The organism is Bacillus sp. GW823-FHT06B01 (assembly GCF_058952315.1).
On record NZ_JBXAHR010000001.1, the window covers coordinates 699,092 to 720,462 of the forward strand.

20 protein-coding genes and 1 pseudogene are annotated in these 21,371 nt (G+C 32.0%); 7 read left to right on the plus strand and 14 right to left on the minus strand.

Annotation, left to right across the window (positions count from 1 at the left end; genetic code table 11):
- Window positions 1–18: 18 nt before the first annotated feature.
- Window positions 19–1,680, minus strand: coding sequence for a SpaA isopeptide-forming pilin-related protein (locus AC1Q8N_RS03705; protein WP_431098196.1), 1,662 nt, complete (start codon window positions 1,678–1,680; stop codon window positions 19–21).
- A gap of 569 nt (window positions 1,681–2,249) precedes the next feature.
- Here AC1Q8N_RS03705 and AC1Q8N_RS03710 point away from each other — a divergent pair.
- A complete protein-coding gene (locus AC1Q8N_RS03710; protein WP_446893818.1) occupies window positions 2,250–3,476 on the plus strand; it encodes an AraC family transcriptional regulator in 1,227 nt (408 codons plus the stop codon).
- A gap of 298 nt (window positions 3,477–3,774) precedes the next feature.
- On the opposite strand, the pseudogene AC1Q8N_RS03715 reads toward AC1Q8N_RS03710, so the two are convergent.
- The 7 genes and pseudogenes from AC1Q8N_RS03715 to yqeK all read right to left on the minus strand — a co-directional run bounded on the left by AC1Q8N_RS03715 (window position 3,775) and on the right by yqeK (window position 10,508).
- Window positions 3,775–6,190 (minus strand): annotated as a pseudogene (locus tag AC1Q8N_RS03715) (M4 family metallopeptidase).
- Window positions 6,191–6,389: 199 nt separating this feature from the next.
- The gene (locus tag AC1Q8N_RS03720) at window positions 6,390–6,764 is read right to left on the minus strand and encodes a hypothetical protein (RefSeq protein WP_048547003.1); all 375 of its coding nucleotides are present in this window, start codon (window positions 6,762–6,764) and stop codon (window positions 6,390–6,392) included.
- A gap of 108 nt (window positions 6,765–6,872) precedes the next feature.
- On the minus strand, window positions 6,873–7,721 hold the full coding sequence (locus AC1Q8N_RS03725; protein WP_098222237.1) for a GNAT family N-acetyltransferase: 849 nt from the start codon (window positions 7,719–7,721) through the stop codon (window positions 6,873–6,875).
- A 102-nt stretch (window positions 7,722–7,823) separates the two neighbouring features.
- Window positions 7,824–8,459, minus strand: a complete 636-nt coding sequence (locus AC1Q8N_RS03730; protein ID WP_098049449.1) for an SDR family oxidoreductase — start codon at window positions 8,457–8,459, stop codon at window positions 7,824–7,826.
- Between the two features lie 15 nt (window positions 8,460–8,474).
- Window positions 8,475–9,212: a 5'-methylthioadenosine/S-adenosylhomocysteine nucleosidase gene (gene mtnN, locus AC1Q8N_RS03735; RefSeq protein ID WP_137015065.1), complete on the minus strand. Its 738-nt coding sequence runs from the start codon at window positions 9,210–9,212 to the stop codon at window positions 8,475–8,477.
- Window positions 9,212–9,886 (minus strand): DUF3885 domain-containing protein, encoded by a 675-nt coding sequence (locus tag AC1Q8N_RS03740; protein ID WP_431098191.1) that lies wholly within the window; start codon window positions 9,884–9,886, stop codon window positions 9,212–9,214. The genes mtnN and AC1Q8N_RS03740 overlap by 1 nt, the downstream gene beginning before the upstream one ends.
- 13 nt (window positions 9,887–9,899) lie before the next feature.
- Entirely contained in the window at window positions 9,900–10,508 is a 609-nt protein-coding gene (gene yqeK / locus AC1Q8N_RS03745; RefSeq protein WP_493521078.1) for a bis(5'-nucleosyl)-tetraphosphatase (symmetrical) YqeK, read from the minus strand.
- 193 nt (window positions 10,509–10,701) lie between these two features.
- On the opposite strand from yqeK, the gene AC1Q8N_RS03750 reads away from it, so the two are divergent.
- The 3 genes from AC1Q8N_RS03750 to AC1Q8N_RS03760 all read left to right on the plus strand — a co-directional run bounded on the left by AC1Q8N_RS03750 (window position 10,702) and on the right by AC1Q8N_RS03760 (window position 13,742).
- Window positions 10,702–11,397 (plus strand): response regulator transcription factor, encoded by a 696-nt coding sequence (locus AC1Q8N_RS03750; protein ID WP_001038818.1) that lies wholly within the window; start codon window positions 10,702–10,704, stop codon window positions 11,395–11,397.
- Window positions 11,387–12,544, plus strand: a complete 1,158-nt coding sequence (locus tag AC1Q8N_RS03755) for a sensor histidine kinase (protein ID WP_048546989.1) — start codon at window positions 11,387–11,389, stop codon at window positions 12,542–12,544. Before AC1Q8N_RS03750 ends, AC1Q8N_RS03755 begins: the two co-directional genes overlap by 11 nt.
- A 181-nt stretch (window positions 12,545–12,725) precedes the next feature.
- Window positions 12,726–13,742 carry a D-alanyl-D-alanine carboxypeptidase family protein gene (locus AC1Q8N_RS03760; protein ID WP_098222243.1) on the plus strand — a complete coding sequence of 339 codons (1,017 nt, stop codon included), beginning with the start codon at window positions 12,726–12,728 and terminating at the stop codon, window positions 13,740–13,742.
- A gap of 58 nt (window positions 13,743–13,800) precedes the next feature.
- Here the strand turns inward: AC1Q8N_RS03760 and AC1Q8N_RS03765 are convergent, their stop codons facing one another.
- From AC1Q8N_RS03765 to AC1Q8N_RS03785, 5 genes are all read right to left on the minus strand, one after another.
- Window positions 13,801–14,259, minus strand: coding sequence for a DinB family protein (locus AC1Q8N_RS03765; protein ID WP_048546986.1), 459 nt, complete (start codon window positions 14,257–14,259; stop codon window positions 13,801–13,803).
- 2 nt (window positions 14,260–14,261) lie between these two features.
- Window positions 14,262–15,002 carry an alpha/beta fold hydrolase gene (locus AC1Q8N_RS03770; RefSeq protein WP_493521139.1) on the minus strand — a complete coding sequence of 247 codons (741 nt, stop codon included), beginning with the start codon at window positions 15,000–15,002 and terminating at the stop codon, window positions 14,262–14,264.
- On the minus strand, window positions 14,995–15,555 hold the full coding sequence (locus AC1Q8N_RS03775) for a nucleoside/nucleotide kinase family protein (protein ID WP_098642375.1): 561 nt from the start codon (window positions 15,553–15,555) through the stop codon (window positions 14,995–14,997). Before AC1Q8N_RS03775 ends, AC1Q8N_RS03770 begins: the two co-directional genes overlap by 8 nt.
- A 51-nt stretch (window positions 15,556–15,606) precedes the next feature.
- A complete protein-coding gene (locus tag AC1Q8N_RS03780) occupies window positions 15,607–16,128 on the minus strand; it encodes a GNAT family N-acetyltransferase (RefSeq protein WP_098077144.1) in 522 nt (173 codons plus the stop codon).
- Window positions 16,129–16,246: 118 nt separating this feature from the next.
- Window positions 16,247–16,603: a hypothetical protein gene (locus AC1Q8N_RS03785; protein ID WP_000535579.1), complete on the minus strand. Its 357-nt coding sequence runs from the start codon at window positions 16,601–16,603 to the stop codon at window positions 16,247–16,249.
- A gap of 798 nt (window positions 16,604–17,401) precedes the next feature.
- Between AC1Q8N_RS03785 and AC1Q8N_RS03790 the strand changes: the two genes are divergently transcribed.
- The 3 genes from AC1Q8N_RS03790 to AC1Q8N_RS03800 all read left to right on the plus strand — a co-directional run bounded on the left by AC1Q8N_RS03790 (window position 17,402) and on the right by AC1Q8N_RS03800 (window position 18,958).
- Window positions 17,402–17,770 carry an FtsB family cell division protein gene (locus tag AC1Q8N_RS03790; RefSeq protein WP_048546974.1) on the plus strand — a complete coding sequence of 123 codons (369 nt, stop codon included), beginning with the start codon at window positions 17,402–17,404 and terminating at the stop codon, window positions 17,768–17,770.
- Window positions 17,771–17,968: 198 nt separating this feature from the next.
- Window positions 17,969–18,460, plus strand: a complete 492-nt coding sequence (locus tag AC1Q8N_RS03795) for a collagen-like triple helix repeat-containing protein (RefSeq protein WP_493521079.1) — start codon at window positions 17,969–17,971, stop codon at window positions 18,458–18,460.
- A gap of 300 nt (window positions 18,461–18,760) precedes the next feature.
- Window positions 18,761–18,958 carry a hypothetical protein gene (locus AC1Q8N_RS03800; RefSeq protein WP_098077132.1) on the plus strand — a complete coding sequence of 66 codons (198 nt, stop codon included), beginning with the start codon at window positions 18,761–18,763 and terminating at the stop codon, window positions 18,956–18,958.
- A gap of 442 nt (window positions 18,959–19,400) precedes the next feature.
- Here the strand turns inward: AC1Q8N_RS03800 and AC1Q8N_RS03805 are convergent, their stop codons facing one another.
- Window positions 19,401–21,341: an AMP-binding protein gene (locus AC1Q8N_RS03805; RefSeq protein WP_098642373.1), complete on the minus strand. Its 1,941-nt coding sequence runs from the start codon at window positions 21,339–21,341 to the stop codon at window positions 19,401–19,403.
- Window positions 21,342–21,371 lie beyond the last annotated feature (30 nt).

The window sequence follows — 21,371 nt, forward strand, 5'->3', positions numbered from 1 at the left end:
TTACATGTTCCTAAAACCTTAATTATTAGCAACCTTTTTTCTAAAGAAAACAAATGCCGCTGTAGCCATTAACGCAAGACCTAGTACAGTAAATAGAGTCGTTCCGATACCACCCGTTACAGGAAGAATCCATCCACTTTTATTATTTTCAATCGATAATTTAACCGTTTGATTATTTTCGCTAATCTTTACATCAATAGGGTCCTTTAATAATTGATATGAAGCTGTTATACCATCTTCTTTTGTATAAATTGGTGCTTTCGTTTCAAAAATTTGATAGTCTCCATACGGAATGTTAGTCCATTTAATAACACCATTTTCATCTGATACACCTGTGACTTCTTTACCAGCCACAACAACTATTTTTCCATTTTTATCTTTAAGTACAAACTCCGCACCTTTTAATTTCTTCTTATCAGCACCATCAACTTTTGTTAACTCGATAATTCCAGTTGTCGGAACAACAACTACAGGTTTAGATTCCTTTTCTCCAATTACATCATTTTTATTTATAAAATCAATTTTTGCTGTATTTAAAATTTCCGAACCAGATAGTACTCCTTCTTTTACTTGTGATTTAATTTGTAAATGAAATTCTTTTTTACCATCTAACTTTGTGAAATCTTTTACTGTGGCTGTTACTTTTTGGCCTTCTACAGCTACCTCTACAATGCTTGCATTTACTTCCGCTCCATCAATTTTTACGACTGGTTTTCCTTGAATCATTAAACGATCGTCTAAAGTATCTGTTACTACATATTTTTTGTATTCTTTAATGTCTTCTGGAATTAATGTTTTGATATCATAATTGTAATTAGTTAACGGATTAATTGGTAACGCTTCCAAATTCCCGTTAATCTTTTTATCAATATTTGGTTCTTCATAGTTTTGCACCTCTACTTTAACTACTGTACCAGAAGTAATTGTTCCATCTTCGTTAATAGTTCCGGAGGTCTTTATAAAAAACTCGTGTTTAGTCGGATCTAGTACATACCCTTTCGGCGCTTTTGTCTCTTGGAAATAGTATTCCCCATACTGTAATCCTTGCACGCGAATATGCCCATTACCATCTGTTGCTAACTCTTTTTTCACTTCTGTACCATCTTTTTTTAATAAAGAGAATACTGCACCTGCTAATGCTTTTTCATTTGCACCAGTTTTTACTAAATCAACTGCACCACGTTTAATCTCATTTTTCGGATACATATGAACATCATAGTTTAGTACCTTACCCTCTTTATTCGTTAATGGAATATCCACTGTATACGTATTTGGATTTAGGTTAACATGCGGAGGTCCTGCCACTTCTTTCACTTCATAACGTCCTAGCGGAAGATCTTTTAATACAGCTTGTCCGTTATCATCTGTTACTACTTGAGTTGGAGTTGCTCCCATTACAGGCTTCACATCTTCTTTTACGATTTTCCCATCGTTTGAAATTTTTTCAAATGACGCAACCCTTTTCACTTCAAACGTTACACCTTTTAACGGTTTCGCATTTGTTGGTACCTCTTGATTTGCAGAGCCATCACCTTCTAGCCCCGGTGCGCCATCTTTTTCTTGTTCATATTTATGAATCGTTAAAGTACCTTTGGATGGTGAAGCTGCTTTTACTAATACACTAGACCATGTAGAAAATGTTAAGAAAAATACTAAAAGCACACTAAATATTTTTTTCATTTCTCTTATCCCCTTTACTACTTCTATCATTTTAAAAATCTCTTTATTACTATTACCCTCTTAAAAGTAATAGTGTGCCAAGTACCAGATTTAAACGAGTAACCTAAAACATAGTCGTCCAACAATCCATTGTTTACAATCACTTATTCACTCTTCTTATTTTCTATTATTACGTTGTCTCTCCGTATGATATATGTAGTTTTCCCCCTGAATTGCACTTATATCTCTACTTCAAAAATCGTTACATATTAACTTCTATCGCAAATTTTCATTAATTACTTAACTTCAATTCATTAATCTCTCCCTTCCTATCCCTATTTAAAATCCAATCTTAATCATTTTTGATACATATAAACAATGATCAACGAATAAGTGTGACAATTCATATTTTACGTTACTCCCTAAAACTATTACCTGTATATTCAAATAATATGTGCTAATCATGTTAAATTATGGTATTATTCTTAGAAGTTTATAATTTTTATAGATAAAGTTTTTCCGTTTCTACTTATGAAAAAAAGGAATATATAAACATTCAACTATTACACACAACTGTAAGGAGGAATAATATGAATAAAAAGCTCAGTCTAGTTGAGATAGAGTACATTTGTAATATCTTTTTCCAATCTTTTGAAATTCCAGTTTGTTTTTTAGATTGTAATAAAAATATTCTTTTAGAATTTACATCAAAAGATGAATCACATTCGTTCTATAAATCAAAAATAGAACAGTTACATGTGCTTTTTCAAAAAAATGATTCAAATAATTCGCCCATCTTCAGATCTCACCAATATTTAGGGCACTTCATTTTAATTCACATAAAGAGTCATTATATGGTGAACGGTACTGTTATTATTGGGCCCTTGACACATGTAAATTTTTCTACAAGTAAAACGGATAGTAACCTTAATTTTATTTCGAATTATAAACGAACAAGAGATTATTATTTTTCATTGTCAGTCAAAGATCAAAATTTCTTTGTAAATATAGCAATATTGTTCTATAACATTCTCTACAAAAAAAAATCAGATGTACGTACCTTTTCAAATAACAGTGACTCATTTCATGTAAATCATAGCAATAACTTAAACGAGGATGTATATATTTCAATGCAAAAAAACGAATCTATCTGTCATAATTTGTATATAGAGAACCAACTACTTGGAGCTATAGAAAACGGGGATAAAGAAAGCGTACTCAAATATTATTACGAATTCCAACAAGAGACTCTTTCATCCTTATCTTCATTCCATCAATTAAGACGTCATAAAAACATTTGTATTTCATCCATCACACTTGCTACTAGATATGCTATAAAAGGAGGACTTCCTTCCGGGATTGCTTACAAGATTTACGATCTACACATCCAAAAGACAGAGGATTTAAAAGACACAGAATCTGTTTGGGATTTATTAAGAAATGTTTTCTGTACTTTTGCAGACCGTGTAAAAGCACAAAAAGTAAAGAAATACTCAAAGACTATCGCTATTTGCAAAAACTATGTTTTTGAAAATATTTACAATCAAATATCAGTTAAACAACTTGCTAAATTTGCAAACGTAAATTCAGATTATTTATCTATATTATTCAAAAAAGAAGTCGGTATTTCATTAATTGAGTACATTCAACGTGAACGAATTGAAGAAGCAAAAAAATTATTAACTTTCACAACCTATCCCTTATCAGACATATGTGCTTCGCTCAACTTTAGTGATCAAAGCTATTTTACTAAAATTTTTAAAAAATTCACTAACGAAACACCTGGTAAATACCGAAAATCTCATGTTGTCATATAGAGTTAAACTTTCATTAAAACAAAGTGTTTTTAGTAACTTATCAATGGCAGATTAGAATTACTTCCACATCCATGACCTTTTAAATCTAGGCTATTTTTAAATCAAAAAAACACGTTACTATTCTTTTATTTGAATGAGAATAGTAACATGCTTTATATGTAATGTAGGTCTGTAGGCAAAATAGCGCCCAAGCACAAATTTTTATAGATGCAAAATACACTACTTAAATACTAAAATCTTATTAAGTAAAAAATTCATCTAATAATTATTGTGTGAGAAATAATCCCTACTATTATTTTTATATCTGTCTAAATTTGCGAACCAAAGTGAGTACTGTACCGACAACAATCATCCATATGCCCATTGTTGCACTGTTAGTTGTACTTGCACCCGTGTTGGGAAGCTCTTTATATGTAGATTCTTTTTTATCGGTATTACTGTTGTTCGGGATATTACTGTTATTAGCAACGCCTTTAGCTTTTCTAGTATCTTTATCCTTCACTAATACTTTTTGTATTGCATGTACCTTATTACCTACAGAATCTGTGACACTATATATTATTTCAAAAGTACCAGCTTTAGTGATATCTCCAATACCTTCATATGCTACTTTAGAAGTAAGATCACCGTCTTCTTTATCAGTAGCTGATACTTTTTCCATTGGATCGAATGAATCTCCTACATGAATTGTCGCTGCAGTAGGCACTGTTAATGTAGGGTTTAAATCTAATACTTCTCCATTTCCCTTTACAATTACAGTCTGTGTAGCCGTTGCATTCCCCCCTTGAGAGTCAACGACCGAGTAGTTCACAATGTATGTACCTAGTTTAGAAATATCTACATCGCCTTTATGTTTTACTTTATTTGTTAAATCACCCTCTTCTTTATCAACGGCTTTTACATTACTCATCGGGTCAAACGTATCACCAACACGCAGTGTAATTGTAAGCGGTACAGTTAATTCAGGGACTTAGTTTTCTGCAGTTTTTTCGTTTTCTTTCACTGTTCCTTTAATTTTTGCTGCATCAAAAGCTTTTTGGACCGCTTCAACCTCAATTGAGTTCGCTCCATATTTGTTTGTTGCAACTTTAAGACACGCTAATCTTAATTCAGAGAAATTAGAAGTCATGTTCAATTCATCAGTATTTGCATAATAGAAAATATCAAACATTTTATCTTCACCAATACCATTTACAGTTACACCGTTATGAGTGCCACCTTGTGCAATTAAATAAGCGACTTTATTAATAATACTTGAGTTGAAATGGACGCCCTCATTATCTTCTCCGTTTAAATCACTGTATTTGCTATAATCATCTAGATACGGTACTCCATCAAAAAAATTGATTGAAGATGGATTCTTCATATTACGTAGAACTGATCAGCTTTGTTCTCCTATTGTCCAATTAAATTCTCCATTATTTATATATTTCTCAATAGCCGTTCCCATAATATCAGATAACGCCTCGTTAATTGCTCCAGATTCTCCGAAAAATTCAAGATTAGATTCGCTAGATGTAACCGCATGCGTAAATTCATGGCCCGCTATGTCAAACGCTCTAACCATTGAATCACCATATATAAGCATACTAACATTGTTAACATTAGCACTAAATGCATTACTCCAATTTTTAGGATCATCTGTTTCTCCAGAATCCCATGCATGTACAACTGATATTACTTTGTTCCCCTTATTATCAAAACTATTACGCTTATATTTATCTTTATAAAAATCATATACCTTTGTTGCTAAAAAATGAGCACTTACCGCCTTTGGATCATTAAATGTTGTTGAAGTGCTAGTTGCTAATATACCAGGATAATATTTTTCTTCAAAACTAATATCTCTATAATTCACATCATATGTCTCAATTCCTTGCCCTCTTGTGTAATCTCCAAGCGCATATTTCCCATTACTTTGTTCAGAAATACCAAATGTGCGAGTTATCCCTAAATCATCTTTACCAGTTCCGGTTAATGATATGGAATTGCTTTTTTTAGTTTCCTTTAAAGATTCCACTTGCTCTTCACTTACTTTTAAGCTTGACTCTTGCACCATATTTTTCAACATATCACCATTATGAGCATTCACTAAATAAGTTCCAGATACATAGTTTGGTGTTGCAGCGGCAAATGTAACTTGATATGCATTGCTAGCCTGTCCATTATTTTCATTTACAAAAATAACTTCCTTGACTTCTGGCTCAGAAATAAATTTAATATTGTTTCCGTACTTCGTATAAATAAATTGTTTTGCTTCTTCTTTTGATAAATTACTAGTATTCTTTAAATCTTCTTGTGTTAAATTTTGTGCACTTTCTCTTGAAATACTTTTAATAATACCCTTTTTATCTACATGAGCAGTCAATTGGTGTCCATATACTTCTTTACCTTCATATATTTGTTGCATACGCACAAGTGTAGTCCCATCATAAGAACTACGTTTTTGAAAAACTTTGTAATCTCCCCCTTTGTCTCCACTCACTTGTTTTGGAGACAAAGCATGCTCCGTCTTTTCCTTAAGTGCATCTTTCACTATATTCTCTGGCGTCTTTTGTGATGGTTGTGTAAGTTCACCTGTACGGAACGAACCCTCTTATATCAATTTGCATTTGACCCGTTTCTTCTGCATAAACTACTCCGTATGGTGCTACACTTGTTAAAACTAATCCTGTTGTTAATGCAACTATAGCTATTTCTTTTTTATTCTTCATTTTATTTTCCTCGTATAATTTCCTAAAATATGAAACTGCTTAAATGTATTCCTATCAAAAATAAAAAGTACATCACATTTCGCAAAACTGTATTATAAAAAGATGACTTCTGTCATCAACAAAAGTCACCTCTTCAATATGTCATATCCCTAATATGTTTTTAATGCATACTTTCTATATGAAAAAGAAAAAGTATTCTTTAACGAGCGTTTTGCAATACTTTTATTAAGTCATTTATATTTTCAACTTTTTGCTGAAACTGATCAAATCTGCTATGTAGCAATGAAGGATTCCTATCTTCAGTTGAAATAACTTTTTTTAATTCTTGTTCTAATTTATCATATGTATGAAAGAAATTATCAAATTCTACACTTATAAGTTCTTCATTTTCACGATAAAATCTTTTTGCTTCTATATAAGTCATAAATGATTTATTTAAAAATCCTAATGAAATTAAATATTTAGAAGTGTTTTCTTGATAAATAGCAATATCACATGCTATTTTAATATCAGAATAAGTCTTTTGAACGAAACAATGCAATTCAAAAATCTTAAACTTTAATCCATTATTCATTTCATCCCCTCCCATCCTATCTATTCTACATAAAAAAAGAATATTATACAAAGTAAAATATCAATATAGCACAAAAATAAAAAGCGAAAGAATGACTCCTTTCGCTTTTTATAATAATACATACATTTCATATTGTGCTAATGAATTCTTTTCAAATCCAGTTTTCTTTAAAAACCCTTCCAGTAAATTGTTGTTTGGAAACCCAATTGATAAACTTGATACATTTAAGTTTTCTGTTGCTACTTGTAATAATTTTGATCCAATACTACGATTTCTATAGTCTTTGTCTACGAAAAGAAAACTAATTTTACCTTGTTCATTCATACATATAGAACCTTTTAAATCATTATCGACATATGCACCATAAAATGTATTGTTTGTTTTTCCGATATAATCCATATCATTTTGCCAATTTATATGGAAGTGTAACCATTTCTGAATTTCAACTTTAAAAGCTGGAAATTCTAATTGTTTTACTTCAATTCCCTTACAATCTTTATTTATTATTTTAGTCATATCTTTTAAATTATAATAAGATAGATCGTACACTTTTTCATAGCCTAATTTCGTATAAAAATGAATCGCTCGGTCATTGCCTACAATGACTTCAAGAAAAAGTTGCTTACACTCATTTTGAAGCGCCTCTTCTTTATGCAGTTCAAATAATTTTTGACTCACACCAATACCTCGGTAATTAGGATGAACCGCTAATGTTCCACAACGCATTGTTTTTATGTTTTCATAATCCTTTATCCCGCCAAGTATTACACCAACAGATTTGTTACCGTCTAAAGCAAGAAAGGAATGTTTTAGTGAATTCCCTTCTGGTCCCAAAAACCTTTTTATAAAATCTTCATTTGAAACTTCCATTTTAATAATGTAATCTGAAAATCCATCTTTAAAAGCTTCATACACTAAATCTATACTTACTTCACTGCATCTTTTGTATTGAATCATATAAAATTCTCCCCCACTTACTCGTGTTAAACTTAGCATTCAAATACGTAAAATGTACTAGTGCCAATCTACCCATCATTCTTTAACTTTTAATTAAACCATTTAATTTGAAATAAACGGGCACTTCCCTACATATCTCTCACTGTTAATTTGTTTTATAACAAATGGTGCAATATCACTATTTTGAATTTTGATTCCTGGCATATCTACTAAACTCTCTTTTATATTTCCAATGCTCTTCCCTTCCATAACAAATGGTAATCTAACAATTGTCCAATCTACATCACTACCTTGAATAGTTTGCAATTCTTTATATTTATCTTGCATCATCTTTGATAAAAATACTTTAAACAAGGTAGCTCCTATTTTATTTACAATTCCCTTTTGATCTCCTGTAACATCTAAAGAACCTCCAGAAATTAGTATATATCTTTTTATTTCAAATTCTTTCATTGCTTCTAAAATATGCTTCGTTACTGTGCTAAAAATATAAGATTCATTTTTGGGTTGACCTACCGCATTAATTATAGCTCGACACCCTTTAAGTAATTTGCGTATTGAAACAAAATCACGTGCATCTCCATTAATAATCTCTAAATTTTCATTTGTTATTTTGATATTATTAGAATTTCTTGTTAATATTTTTACTTGATATCCCTTTTCTAACGCTTCGTTTACAAGGAATTTCCCTGCGTTTCCGTTTGCACCCAGAATAGCTATTTTATTTGTACTTTCCAATATTAACCCCTCTTACTATCTATTATTTACTACATTAATCTCATGTACACGTAAAAAAGCAATTAAATGCTCGCACGCTCGTTCACACGCTAACATTTTAAAGATTTTTTGTTCCTCTTTCGTTTTATCATTTGCTTGATCTGATGCAGCTTTTAAACTAAGAAAAGGTTTATTATTGATTTGACACACATAAGCAAAAGCTGCCACTTCTTGATCAACCGCTAATGCTCCATATACAGTATGGAGTAAATATCTCATTTCTGAACTACGGATACGTTGATCTCCAGATAAAAATGTACCATAATGAATCGGATCATAAGATCGTATCTTTTTTATTCTTCTTACAAGTGACTTTGTTGTTTCAATAGGTGCTGTCCTACCATTATATAAATTAAAAATATCTTCCCCTGAACCAGCAGCAGTAACGTCGTGTTGTATTGCATTAAGGGCTACTACAATATGTCCATTTTTCACCTTATTTGATAGACTTCCGCATATTCCTGTCATAAACAACTCATCTGGCTGAAACTCACTAATTAATAATTGCACACAACTAGCACAACTTACTTTCCCAACTCCAGTTATCACGGAGATAACTTCCATATTATTAATATAATGAAAATGAAATTCCCAAGCTGCTCGTTTTTCAATACGTTCACTTGGATAATATTGATGCAAATACGTAAGTTCTGGTTCCCATGCGGATACGATTGCAATACGTTTCATTACATGCTTCACTTCCCCTATTGTTATCATGTAAATACTTTATCTATACTTTCTCGTTCATAATCTGGAATCCACTCTTTATATTTCTCATATAAATTTCGTATTGTTTCTTTATTCTTCGTAATTACTTCACATCCTCTATCATCGTATATAAACATGATATTATCTTTTGTTACATTTATGAGAAATACATCTGGATAAGAAATTTCTTTTTTGCGTCCAAAACGAGGATAAAGACCTAGAAAATCTTCATGATTTGCAGCTTGAATAAGCGGTGTATACTTTATATCACAAGCAAAACATTTTAATGAAAATTGATAAGTACAATACAAGTCAGCTTCTTCTTCTTCAAATAAAAAAGGTATTGTTTCTTGCCTTATATGATACTTTAAATCTCTATTATGAATAAAACGTCTATATATATTAATTTTCTGCGGATTTTTCACATTTTCCTTTTTAAATCGATAAACATTTGTTACTAAAAAGACTTCATCTTTTTTTGAAAATATATCTTCAAATAAGTGTTTATTATATGTATAAAGTTGAGAGAAATATTCCATATTTAAATCGTCGGTGCCTTCTAGATTTTGATGTTTACCTTTTCCAAAATCAAAATACAAATAATTTTCCCACTGAAAGGATATATGTGGTACTAATGTAACCCCAGGAAATGTTTCATTCATATATTCTTTTAATCGCATTCTTAATTCCTTTCTACTCTACAATTTCTTTTAACTGCCAATATGCTTCTTCTAGCCATGGATGTAAAACTTTCAACGTGTCTTTTCTATCCCACAAATATGAAATATATATAAAAGCAGCATGTTCTAAAGATTTTTCTAATTCTTTTTTTACTTCTACTAAATATGGTGGTGCTCCATTTTGATCCCATTCTATTTTATCAGCAATAAATAACACTAAATCCATTTTCGTTGCATGTTTACGTAGTGTAGTATGGCAGCCAATTGCATTTAAGATTTCTTCATCATCCACTTTAAATATTTCTTTTGCAATTACTTTCGATAACTTTTGATGAATAATCATTGGAAATTCTCGTTCTTCTTGTAATATCTCTATTCCAAATTGTTCAGCAACTGCAATCTGCTCTTCATTCGGAAAGATTGCACTAATATCATGTAAATATGCTGCAATCGCTGCCTTTTCCCCGTTTTCATGATACTTAATCGCAATTTTTCGAGCTTCATTTGCCACCCAAATTGAATGTTTATATGTAAGTTCTTTATTGTATTTTAATAGAAAAGCTTTTATATCATTTTCAATTTTTCCAGTTGGAGTAAATGAATAAATCTCTTTATATACCATAGCAATTTCCCCCTTATTCTTCACTTTCAGTATAATACATTATTTAAATATCTTTCTTCTTTGTATTCGTTATGAATGTTTTAATCCCCTTTTTATACGTTACATGAAATTTTATATGGAATCATTGCTACAAAATACATAAATGTTTGATATTATAGTAATGTTAATGATTTGTTAAGAAAGGAACTACATAATGAATAAAAACATATTAATTATTGATGATGATAAAGAAATTGTTGAATTACTTGCTGTTTATTTGCGAAATGAAGGCTATAACATTTATAAAGCATATGATGGCGATGAGGCATTACAAATGATTTCTACATATGAAGTTGACCTTATGGTTCTGGATATTATGATGCCAAAACGAAACGGATTAGAAGTTTGCCAAGAAGTGCGTGAAAATAATACTGTACCTATTCTTATGCTTAGTGCAAAAGCAGAAGATATGGATAAAATATTAGGTCTTATGACAGGTGCAGATGATTATATGATTAAGCCATTCAATCCATTAGAGTTAGTAGCTAGAGTGAAAGCTTTGTTACGAAGATCATCTTTCCAAAATGCCACTTCCTCCAAAAATGAAGATGGTATTATCCGTATTCGTTCTGCTGAAATACACAAACATAATCATACAGTTAAAGTCAATGGAGAATACATTAAACTTACATCCATTGAATTTGATATTTTATATTTACTTGCGAGTAATACGGGAAGAGTATTTAGTTCCGAAGAAATTTTTGAACGCGTTTGGAATGAAGATGGTTATGGTTCAAATAAAACTGTAATGGTTCACATTAGTAATTTACGGGATAAACTTGAAACAGGAATGAATGGAGAGAAGTTTATTCATACTGTTTGGGGAGTAGGCTATAAAATTGAGAAATGAAGCATTTGATATATTAAAAGATATCCCAAAATGGAAGTTAATTTTTTGGTTCATGTTAGCTATCACACTTACCCCTATTACTGAATTAATTATATATCGTCTCGTTACAAGTGTAATTGAAAGTTCACTTACGTTAAGTGAGCTCGGAAAAGAATTCATTAGAATTTTTGGTTATGAAAAATATAAAGGAATAAAAGAATCTCTTTGGATGATGATCGTCTCTTATTTATTTTTATTTTCTATTTTCTCATCTTACCTATACATTTTTTATCGTCATGAAAAAAAGATTTATTATGAAACTTGTATTAAAAAAATGATAGAAGAGATTCGTTATATTGCAAATGGAAACTTCAATCATAAAGTTTCTATCGTAAATCATACTTATCTGGAAGAGTTAGCAAGCGGGGTTAATCACATTGTTGAACAATTGAAAGTCTCAATAGATGAAGAGAGACAGGCAGAACAAGCAAAAAGTGAACTTATTACAAATGTATCGCATGATTTACGTACTCCTCTTACCTCTATAGTTGGATACGTAAATTTAATCCACCATGATAATTATAGAGATGAAGTCGAATTACGCCATTATATACAAGTCATTTACGATAAAGTAACCCGTCTTAACGCATTAATGAATGATTTGTTTGAATATACACGTGTTCAAAATAAAGAGTTAAGTTTATATTCTGTTCCCATTGATATTGTAGAGCTACTTGGGCAATTAACTGTTCAATTCCGCATACAAGTTCAAGAAGCTAATATAGAATGTCGACCTTCTTTCCCATCTCAAAAACTCATGGTATTAGCTGATGGAGACAAATTAGTACGAGTGTTTGAAAATCTTATTATAAATGCTATCGCTTATGGAAACGACGGTGGATATATCGACCTTGCTGCCTATGAAAGCAATAATATGATTACTATAGATATAACAAATTACGGCCAACCTATTCCTAGTACGGATTTACCTCATATTTTTGAACGTTTTTATCGCGTTGAAAAATCTCGTTCTACGAACACTGGTGGATCTGGACTCGGATTGGCAATTGCAAAAAGTATTGTGGAATTGCATAAAGGAACAATTGAAGTATATAGTGATGATAAAAAAACAACTTTCACTGTAAGACTACAACCATATAAATGCTAATACAACTTAATTTTAGGTCCAATTTCTTACCATATAAGAAATTGGACCTTTTATTTTCCATTAAAATCCAAAATTTAATAATCCTTTATAATTCTTAAGAAATTCTTTACCTTTTCTTTCTTCCTAATTAAGCATTCCTTTTTACAATAGTATTATCGATGTCATAGTAGGAGGATCGCTTATGCAATTCTTGAAAAAATTCACAATTTTATTGTTATCTTTTGTTATTACAGCACTTATCGTTTTATATTTTTATCTTTATGTAAATGGTCCAATTATTCAAGCTAAATCAGCTATTTTAATAGATGCTAATTCAGGTGAAGTTGTTTATAAAAAAAATGAAGAAATTCCTATACAGTCTGCTACTTTATCTAAATTAATGACAGAGTATATCGCAATGGAACAACTGAATGAAGGAAACATACAGTTAGATGAATTAGTAAAAATAAGTAACGAAGTCTTCAGAGCAGAAACGAGTCCTATACAAGTAACTTCGAAAGATAAAACGACAGTTCGTGATTTACTTCATGCATTGTTTTTGACAGGGAATAATCGTTCCGCACTTGCCCTTGCAGAACACATTGCTGGAAACGAAGATAACTTTACACTTTTAATGAATGAGAAATCAAAACAACTAAAGTTATCACAACCATCCCCGTTTCTAAATGCTACTGGAATGAATAACGATACAAATAAACAATCAACTACAACAGCTATAGACGTAGCTAAACTAGCGACACAATTAGTAAAAGACTTTCCAGATGTATTGAATGTTACGAAACTAACCTCTTACCAATTTACCTTCAAAGACTCAAAAGTTTTCAACACAAATAAAATGATTTATTCTCTTAATAAAAACATTAAACTCCAAGGTGTTGACGGCTTACAAACTAGTTTTTCAACTAATGGTAATTATAGTTTTGTCAGTACAGCAAAACGAGGAGATACTAGACTTATTTCCGTAATATTAGACTCCAATGAAGAAAATAGTACTTTTATTGAAACAAAAAAGTTACTACAGTACGGTTTTGATCCTTCCTCGTACTCTGCACTCCAAGCTTTTAAAGATGCTGTTACATCGTGGACAGTTTTGCTTCAATTTAAAAATTTGATCATACAAACATTGTTGATTTTCTTCATCATTACAATTTTAATGTTTTTACATATACGTCAGAAAAAATCCGAGGATTTCAACTAGGAAATCTTCTTTTATATAAAAACCGGCTTGCATTTACAGTGCAAGCCGGTTTCTAAATTTATAATCCTCTTCCAATTAAATTCGCTGAAACAGGCTGAAGATTTAATTCTCTCGCCCATATAGATAGCTGACCAATATGGTGAATTTCATGCACAATTACATGTCTTAAAACTTCACCGTATGTATATGTTTTATCTGTCCACGAAGCTTTTAATATCTTACATTCTAGGCTAGATGACCACAACTGTAAAAAATCTTCTAATTCTCGTATATATAAATTAGATAACGCTTTCACTTTTTGGATGGATTGATAATCTTTAAACTGCGGTTCATTATCTTCTTTTCCTTGAAGCGCACTAATCCAGCTGTACTCAACATCGACAATATGGAATAATGTTTCTAAAACACTCCCAACACCACCTACACGCTTGCGGAGTAATTCTTCCTCTGAAAGTTGTTCACACCACTTAAACCAATCATCCCTTACTTGCCAATTGTATTGAAATAACGTGTACATATTTATCTCTCCCCTACTCCAATTATCCACCTAACAGCATCTATTACATAATGTGGCTCATCTTTTTGAATATAGTGACCGCTTTTTTCTGCAATTACAAATTTATGATTGTATGATAATCGTAATAATTCTTCTTGCAATTGTAACCATTTCATTTGTGCATCTGGCGAATAAAAAGCTTTTTTACCCGCAGCTAACACGACAAGTGGAATATCATTCATTGATTTACAATGTCTATCTACTTCACTTAAACTAAATGTAAACTCTTCATAAGAACTTTCATATACAAACTGTTTATAGTAAGCTTCTTGAAATTCTGGAGACATGATTGGCAGAAAATCTTCTTTATAATTTTCCGGTGTCGAATCAACCAAAACGATTCCCAGCAAATCTTTGGGATAAGAAGTCGCAAATAAACGTGCATTTATACCGCCAAAAGAATGTCCTACAAAAATATAAGGTGGTTTCAATTGTAGTTGCGCTAAGCAACTTCTTAAATCTTTTACCATTTCAGAACTAATACGTCGCTTGGAACTCTTCCCACTTTTTCCTAAGCCCGCTCGATCATATGTAAGTACCGTCCCATATTCCGTCAACTCTTCAGCGATATGATCCCATGTCTTTGAATAATCACCATAACCTGCCTCCATTATAATAACTGGCTGCAGCTTCTTTCCTTGGAACTTTTTCGTATACATTTTAAAATCGTCAACTTGTAAATATTCTTCTATACATTTAACCATTGACAATCAATTCTCTCAGGCCAAGTTCCTCTACAGCATGATTAATTATTTCACTTACAGATAAAGAGCCATCCAATATAATATCCGAATTCGGCTTAACAGTATGAATTGCCTCTAAATATGCTTTTCTCGCAAATGTCATGTAATGTTTCAAATCATTATGTATTTCATCTATTGTATCTTCTTTAAAATCTCGCAAAATTCTTCTAGCCATCGCAATATCTAAAGGTGTATCGATAAATATAGTTACATCAATAAACTCTCGCATTTCACTATTTAAGTATGCAAAAGGATAATCTAAAATAATATAATCTACATTAGCCTCTCGTATAAGATGCTGAATATCATGAATTAATGGCGTAAGTACCCATTCATCATAATTTGCTCCATCATCAATCCATTTACAAATATCAGCAGGACAATTATCAAAGTCATAGCTATCAAAATATAGTGCTTTTGAATTCATTAACTTGTGAGTTAAACTTTCTGTAACAGTAGTTTTACCTCCTCCTGAAACAGCTGCAACTGAAATTACTTTAGTATTTTTATTCATAACTTCCCACCATACCCCTTTTAATTGACATAACATAATTATAAAAAACTATTATTTTTTATCACTCCATTCATATTCTAACATACTCATTTCCCATAAATTCCAATATGTTTCTCCTACTTTTTTGGATTCTCTTAATAAACCTTCTTTTACAAATCCTATTTTTTCATAACATGAGATGGCCGACGTATTAAAATCATAAACACCAAGAGTTACTCTATGTAGTTTTAATTCTTTAAATGCAATTTGTAATACTGCTTTCATCATATGTTTCCCTATAGAACGCCCTCGCATTTTCGTATCACCAACTAACACTTTTCCAATTCTTGCAGATTTATTTATATTGTCAATTTGCCCAAGTGAAATATGACCAATTAATTTTCTAGTCTCTTCATCTATTACTTTAAATGCAAGCGTATTTTTGCTTTCAATATATTTTTCTAATTGTTGTTCATGTAAAGGGTATGTAAATACATTTCCCGACCATTGTATTAAAAATTCTTCGCAATCAATCCAATTTATTAATTGTTTGAAATCAGTTCTTGTAAATTGTTTCAGCTTAATCACTCTCATTCTCCTTTCCCACTACCTTTTATACACCTTCAAATTTATTTCTATATGAAAAATATATTCCCTTTTAAACAAAATAAAAAGCCATTCATAAGAATGGCTTAGCAACAATAAAGCATAATTACTCTTTATTTGCTACGTCAACACCGTTAAAATCAAACTCATCAGCAACAGTTGTAGCAGGTGGTAAAATCGCTTCAATTTTACAAAGAGATATAATTGCTGCAACTGAACCAGGAATAGCAGCCAGCTTAACAACATCGCAAGTTACAGAAGAAACAGTACCTATATAAGTACGTCCTTCAGTGTTAATTCGCACTGTTTTATTAATTAATTTTTTAAGTTCGTCTCTAATTCCTTGTACACAAGAGCTGTCACATTTCTCATGCTGTTCTTTTTTACACTCTTCAAAAACATCCCAACAATCATCATGTTTACACGTACATTTTTTTCTACAATTATTAAATCGAGAACCCAAAACCTCACCCCCTAATCCTTTCTATTAGTAAAGTATGTCCACAAGCTTAAAAGTGTAAGAGACAAACACATAGAAAGGAAAAAACAAACAATTGTATTAGACATTCTTTTCTTTATTAACTATAAAAACAGGCCTCTAACAATTTGAAGCTTGTTTAATGAGGGGAATTGGATTTAATTCTGCTGAATTTAAAGTTTAGACAACCTCTTATAAGTCAGCTCCTTTAAGAGTCCCCAGCTTTTCCTATTACTTCACATATACCATATACATAGGCTTTGTTTGCATTAATATAGTACCTTTGCTGTTGTGAAATATACATTCAGAAAAGCGTACTCCAAGATAAGATATTATTTAAAATCTTAACGTTTCCTTCAACAAGTGTTTGTTGATTAATATCATAACCAGTAGTTCTCTCAACTATCTCTTGAAAAATTGTCCCCTCTGTAATAAAATAATCACCTTGATACAATGTATACTCGCTTGTCCCATGGAATCATCATTATTCCCCTCCCTATTAAAATAGCGTTTTTGTTTCAAATAATGCTCTCATTAATTTGGACGCATTTACCAGTATATTTACCAAAAAATTCATGATATCGTTAACTAGTCGAGTACGTCATTACTTGACGATTACCCTTAGGAGCCCCGCAGACAATCGGGGTTCCTTTTATTTAAATAAGGATTTTGTTTAAACCTTACAAAACTCACTTATATTAAACTATCTTCTAAAATTCCCATTGAACATTTATAATACTTTTAAACAGTTTAAATTCTACAATCAGTAATGGAGGCATTTTAATGGGAAACATCCCAAAAATATCATCACAACAATCAAATCCTAATATACCCTCACAACAAGTGAACGCTAACACCAAACAAGGTAATAATAAAATAACAAGACGCCGTATTATAACTACTTTAGCTTTTATATTACCTATAATTTTTGTCCTTCAATATTCTCTTAATAACCAGCAAGAAATGATTAAAGAAAAACAAATCACGGTTAATACGGGGCAACAAAAATTATCTTCTTTAAAGAAGGATGGTCATACCCTTAAAAATGATGTTAAAGTTTTAACAGGTAGTGAAGAAGAAGTTTTAAAATTCGCAAGGAAACTGTATGGATTTTCCAAACCGAATGAAACTATATTTCAAATAACTGAATAAAATTACACTGCATTACCCAAAAAGGCGATTTGACGATAATCGCCTTTTTATATTTAATTTCTAAAATAAACATACTAATTTCTTTTTCTATCAAATAACTATTTTGTTTAATTTATTAAAATACAACCGCTTGTCCATTTCACTTTGCTCTATCATTACATTTACTATTAGTAATACGATTTTTAGAGGTGATAAATAATGGACAAGTTTTTATCTTTTGCTACACTTAATCCGGGTTCTATTGGACCTACACTTCCACCTGTTCAACCTTTTCAATTCCCTACTGGTCCCACCGGTTCTACAGGAGCTACGGGTTCAACCGGACCAACTGGATCAACTGGACCAACTGGACCAACTGGATTTAATCTTCCTGCTGGGCCTGCATCTATTACTTTGACTTCTAACGAAACCACGACATGTGTATCCACTCAAGGAAATAATACTTTATTTTTTTCGGGTCAAGTATTAGTAAACGGTAGTCCTACTCCAGGAGTAGTGGTCAGTTTTTCATTTAGTAATCCTTCTCTTGCTTTCATGGTTCCTCTTGCTGTCATTACAAATGCTTCAGGTAACTTTACCGCTGTATTTCTAGCCGCTAATGGGCCTGGAACAGTAACCGTTACTGCTTCACTTCTTGATTCTCCTGGAACAATGGCTAGCGTCACTATTACCATTGTGAATTGTCCGTAATGGTTTTATCTTTAAGTACTAAGCAATTTCTGATAAGATGAGCACTGATTTACAGTGCTCATCTTATCATTGGGATGTTCCTTTCAAATGAAATTTCGAAACACCCTACTAAAATAAAACCTTTATTAAGAACTAATGATCTTTATATTTCTTAAACTTGTCATCACAAGTGATTTTTATAATTAGTTAAATTCTCAATATAGTTTATGTATATAACTCCATTCAAAGATACATAATACCCACGTAACTATTTAAAAACACTTCGTTTTTATATCTAAGTTCAAAAAGGAGCTACATAACATGGATAAAAAAAATCTATTAAGTCAACAGCTTGATTATGTGTCATCGGATGCGCTGAATACCCCTAGTAAAGCCCAAGAGCAAATGCAAGAAACATCTCAGGAGGCACATGATTCAAACAAAAAGGACAGTACTCAAGCTTTACATGACGACGATTTACCAATTTCAGATGTATATAGAACAACGAACAAGCAGTAAATTTAAAAGGGAAAAACCTTAAGAACGAGTGAACTTAATTCTTTTCCCTTTTCCTATTTAATTAACACTTTTATATGAAACCCGTACACATTTTTGACACATCCACTATCACAATCTCCTGAAAATTCGTGATAATATTAATTTGTCGAATACGCCAAATTTCGACATTGAACGACAATGATATCTCCCTTATTGAATCCCTGTCCCCCAGGGATTTCTCCTTTTATTTCTTACTTTTTTCTTCACTAAATTTTCATTCTTAACAAAATTCAATCACTCCATTGAATAGACAGCCATAGTATCCTATTTTGATAAAAACTAAAAACAAACACATATACTTAACACTAATAGTAGATTTTTTAACTTCAAATTTACTTTTTCTCTCTTATCTTTTTGTAAACATTAAAAATGAGCTCTATTTACATAGAGCTCATTCGTAATTTTATAGTTTGCTAGACTGTAACCCCTGAATAAACGGAACTACTTCAGGATTTACAAGTGATGATAAATCCCCTAATTCTTTTCCTAAGTAAGCAGCTTTAATGACGCGTCGCATTACTTTAGAATTACGTGTTTTTGGTAAATCTTCTATAACGTGAATATCTTTTGGACACAATGCTTTTCCGATATGAGAGTTTACTAAACTCATTAATTCTTTCTTTAACTCTCCTGTGAATGTTACATTGTCCCTTAATACTACAAAACAATGACAAACTTCACCTTTTACATCATCAGGTACTCCAATCGCGGCAGCTTCTATGACATCATTATGCTTCACAAGAATAGATTCATATTCTGCAGGTCCAATACGTTTTCCAGCAATGTTTAACGTATCATCTGAGCGTCCTGTAATAATATATTGCTCACCATCATAAATCACCCAGTCACCATGAACCCATTTGTTTTCAAAACGTGACCAATACGTGTTCACATAACGCTCATCGTCTTCCCAAAAACTTTTCGTCATACCAACCCAAGGTTTCTCTAAACATAATTCTCCAACTTCATCACGAATTGGATTGCCTTGATCATCGAGCACAACCGCTGCCATTCCTGGTAAAGATGCGTTAAAACTAATCGGTGCAATCGGTTTAATAAGGACGTTTCCGAAAATCCCACCAGAAATTTCAGTTCCGCCTGAATAGTTACAAATTGGTACATTATTTTTTCCAACTGTTTCAAATAGCCACATCCAAGGATCTGGATTCCAAGGTTCACCTGTTGATGCGAATACTTCTAAACTCTTGAGCGAATGTTTATTTACATACCCATCACCCTTTGCCATTAACGCACGAATTAATGTTGGTGATATACCGAGATGTGTAATTTCATATTTATCAACGGTCTCCCATAAACGATCTGCTTCTGGGAAATCTGGAACACCTTCGTACATAACCATCGTTGCTCCATTAATGAGAGAGCCGAATAATAAAAACGGTCCCATCATCCAGCCCATATCAGTTACCCATAATACGCGGTCACCTTGTTTGATGTTCATTCCAAATCCTGCATCAAATGCAGATTTCAAAGGGAAACCAGCATGTGTATGTACTGTTCCTTTCGGTTTCCCAGTTGTACCTGATGTATAAATGAGCATTAACGGATCATCACTATTCATCTCTTCAGCATGTGTAAATGGTTTTTCTTTTTCTAGCGCACTCCATGAGAAATCATAATTATGTGGTGTAAAATCATTTCCTGCATGACGAACAATAACAACTTTTTCAACAGTTGGACAATGTTCGCAAGCTTTATCTACTTCGTCTTTTAATGAAACAACTTTACCCCGGCGTGAAAAACCATCTGCAGTAATGATCATTTTTGCCCCTGCCGCTTGTACACGAGTCATGACTGCATCAGACGCAAATCCTGAGAATATTGGTGAAATAATTGCTCCGATTTTCATAACAGCTAGCATTGCAACAACTGTTTCTGGAATCATCGGCATATAAATTGTTACACGGTCACCTTTTTCAATACCCGCATGTTTCAAACCGTTTGCAACGCGACTTACCCAGTTGTCAAGATCTTCATATGTAAATGATTTTGAAGTTCCATTCTCTCCCTCGTACTGTAGTGCTGGTTGCGTTCTTGTTTCATCATCTGCAAGCCAGCGTGATAAAACTGATTCTACAACGTTACATGTTCCGCCATTATACCACTGTGCAAACGGCGTACCATTTTCTAAATCTAGCACTTCTGTATAAGGCTTCATCCATTGATAGCCAACCGCTTTCTCAGCTTCTCCCCAAAACCAATCTGTTTCTTCAATAGATTTATTATAAAACGTTTCATAATCTTCATAGCCCAATGATTTCATCCAACCATATAAACGCGTTTTTTCTTTATATTCTTCTGTTGGAAACCAAACTGCTTGTTTCAATGTTTTCCCCTCCTTGACTTTTTGAGCAAG

Excerpts from the sequence above, each read along its gene's own strand:
- AC1Q8N_RS03740 (WP_431098191.1), bottom strand. The coding sequence starts at position 9,886 with ATGCGATTAAAAGAATATATGAATGAAACATTTCCTGGGGTTACATTA.
- AC1Q8N_RS03780 (WP_098077144.1), bottom strand. The coding sequence starts at position 16,128 with ATGAGAGTGATTAAGCTGAAACAATTTACAAGAACTGATTTCAAACAA.
- AC1Q8N_RS03760 (WP_098222243.1), top strand. The coding sequence starts at position 12,726 with ATGCAATTCTTGAAAAAATTCACAATTTTATTGTTATCTTTTGTTATT.
- AC1Q8N_RS03790 (WP_048546974.1), top strand. The coding sequence starts at position 17,402 with ATGGGAAACATCCCAAAAATATCATCACAACAATCAAATCCTAATATA.
- AC1Q8N_RS03775 (WP_098642375.1), bottom strand. The coding sequence starts at position 15,555 with ATGAATAAAAATACTAAAGTAATTTCAGTTGCAGCTGTTTCAGGAGGA.
- AC1Q8N_RS03720 (WP_048547003.1), bottom strand. The coding sequence starts at position 6,764 with ATGAATAATGGATTAAAGTTTAAGATTTTTGAATTGCATTGTTTCGTT.
- AC1Q8N_RS03770 (WP_493521139.1), bottom strand. The coding sequence starts at position 15,002 with ATGGTTAAATGTATAGAAGAATATTTACAAGTTGACGATTTTAAAATG.
- AC1Q8N_RS03800 (WP_098077132.1), top strand. The coding sequence starts at position 18,761 with ATGGATAAAAAAAATCTATTAAGTCAACAGCTTGATTATGTGTCATCG.
- AC1Q8N_RS03725 (WP_098222237.1), bottom strand. The coding sequence starts at position 7,721 with ATGATTCAATACAAAAGATGCAGTGAAGTAAGTATAGATTTAGTGTAT.
- AC1Q8N_RS03710 (WP_446893818.1), top strand. The coding sequence starts at position 2,250 with ATGAATAAAAAGCTCAGTCTAGTTGAGATAGAGTACATTTGTAATATC.
- AC1Q8N_RS03795 (WP_493521079.1), top strand. The coding sequence starts at position 17,969 with ATGGACAAGTTTTTATCTTTTGCTACACTTAATCCGGGTTCTATTGGA.
- AC1Q8N_RS03765 (WP_048546986.1), bottom strand. The coding sequence starts at position 14,259 with ATGTACACGTTATTTCAATACAATTGGCAAGTAAGGGATGATTGGTTT.
- AC1Q8N_RS03705 (WP_431098196.1), bottom strand. The coding sequence starts at position 1,680 with ATGAAAAAAATATTTAGTGTGCTTTTAGTATTTTTCTTAACATTTTCT.
- AC1Q8N_RS03750 (WP_001038818.1), top strand. The coding sequence starts at position 10,702 with ATGAATAAAAACATATTAATTATTGATGATGATAAAGAAATTGTTGAA.
- yqeK (WP_493521078.1), bottom strand. The coding sequence starts at position 10,508 with ATGGTATATAAAGAGATTTATTCATTTACTCCAACTGGAAAAATTGAA.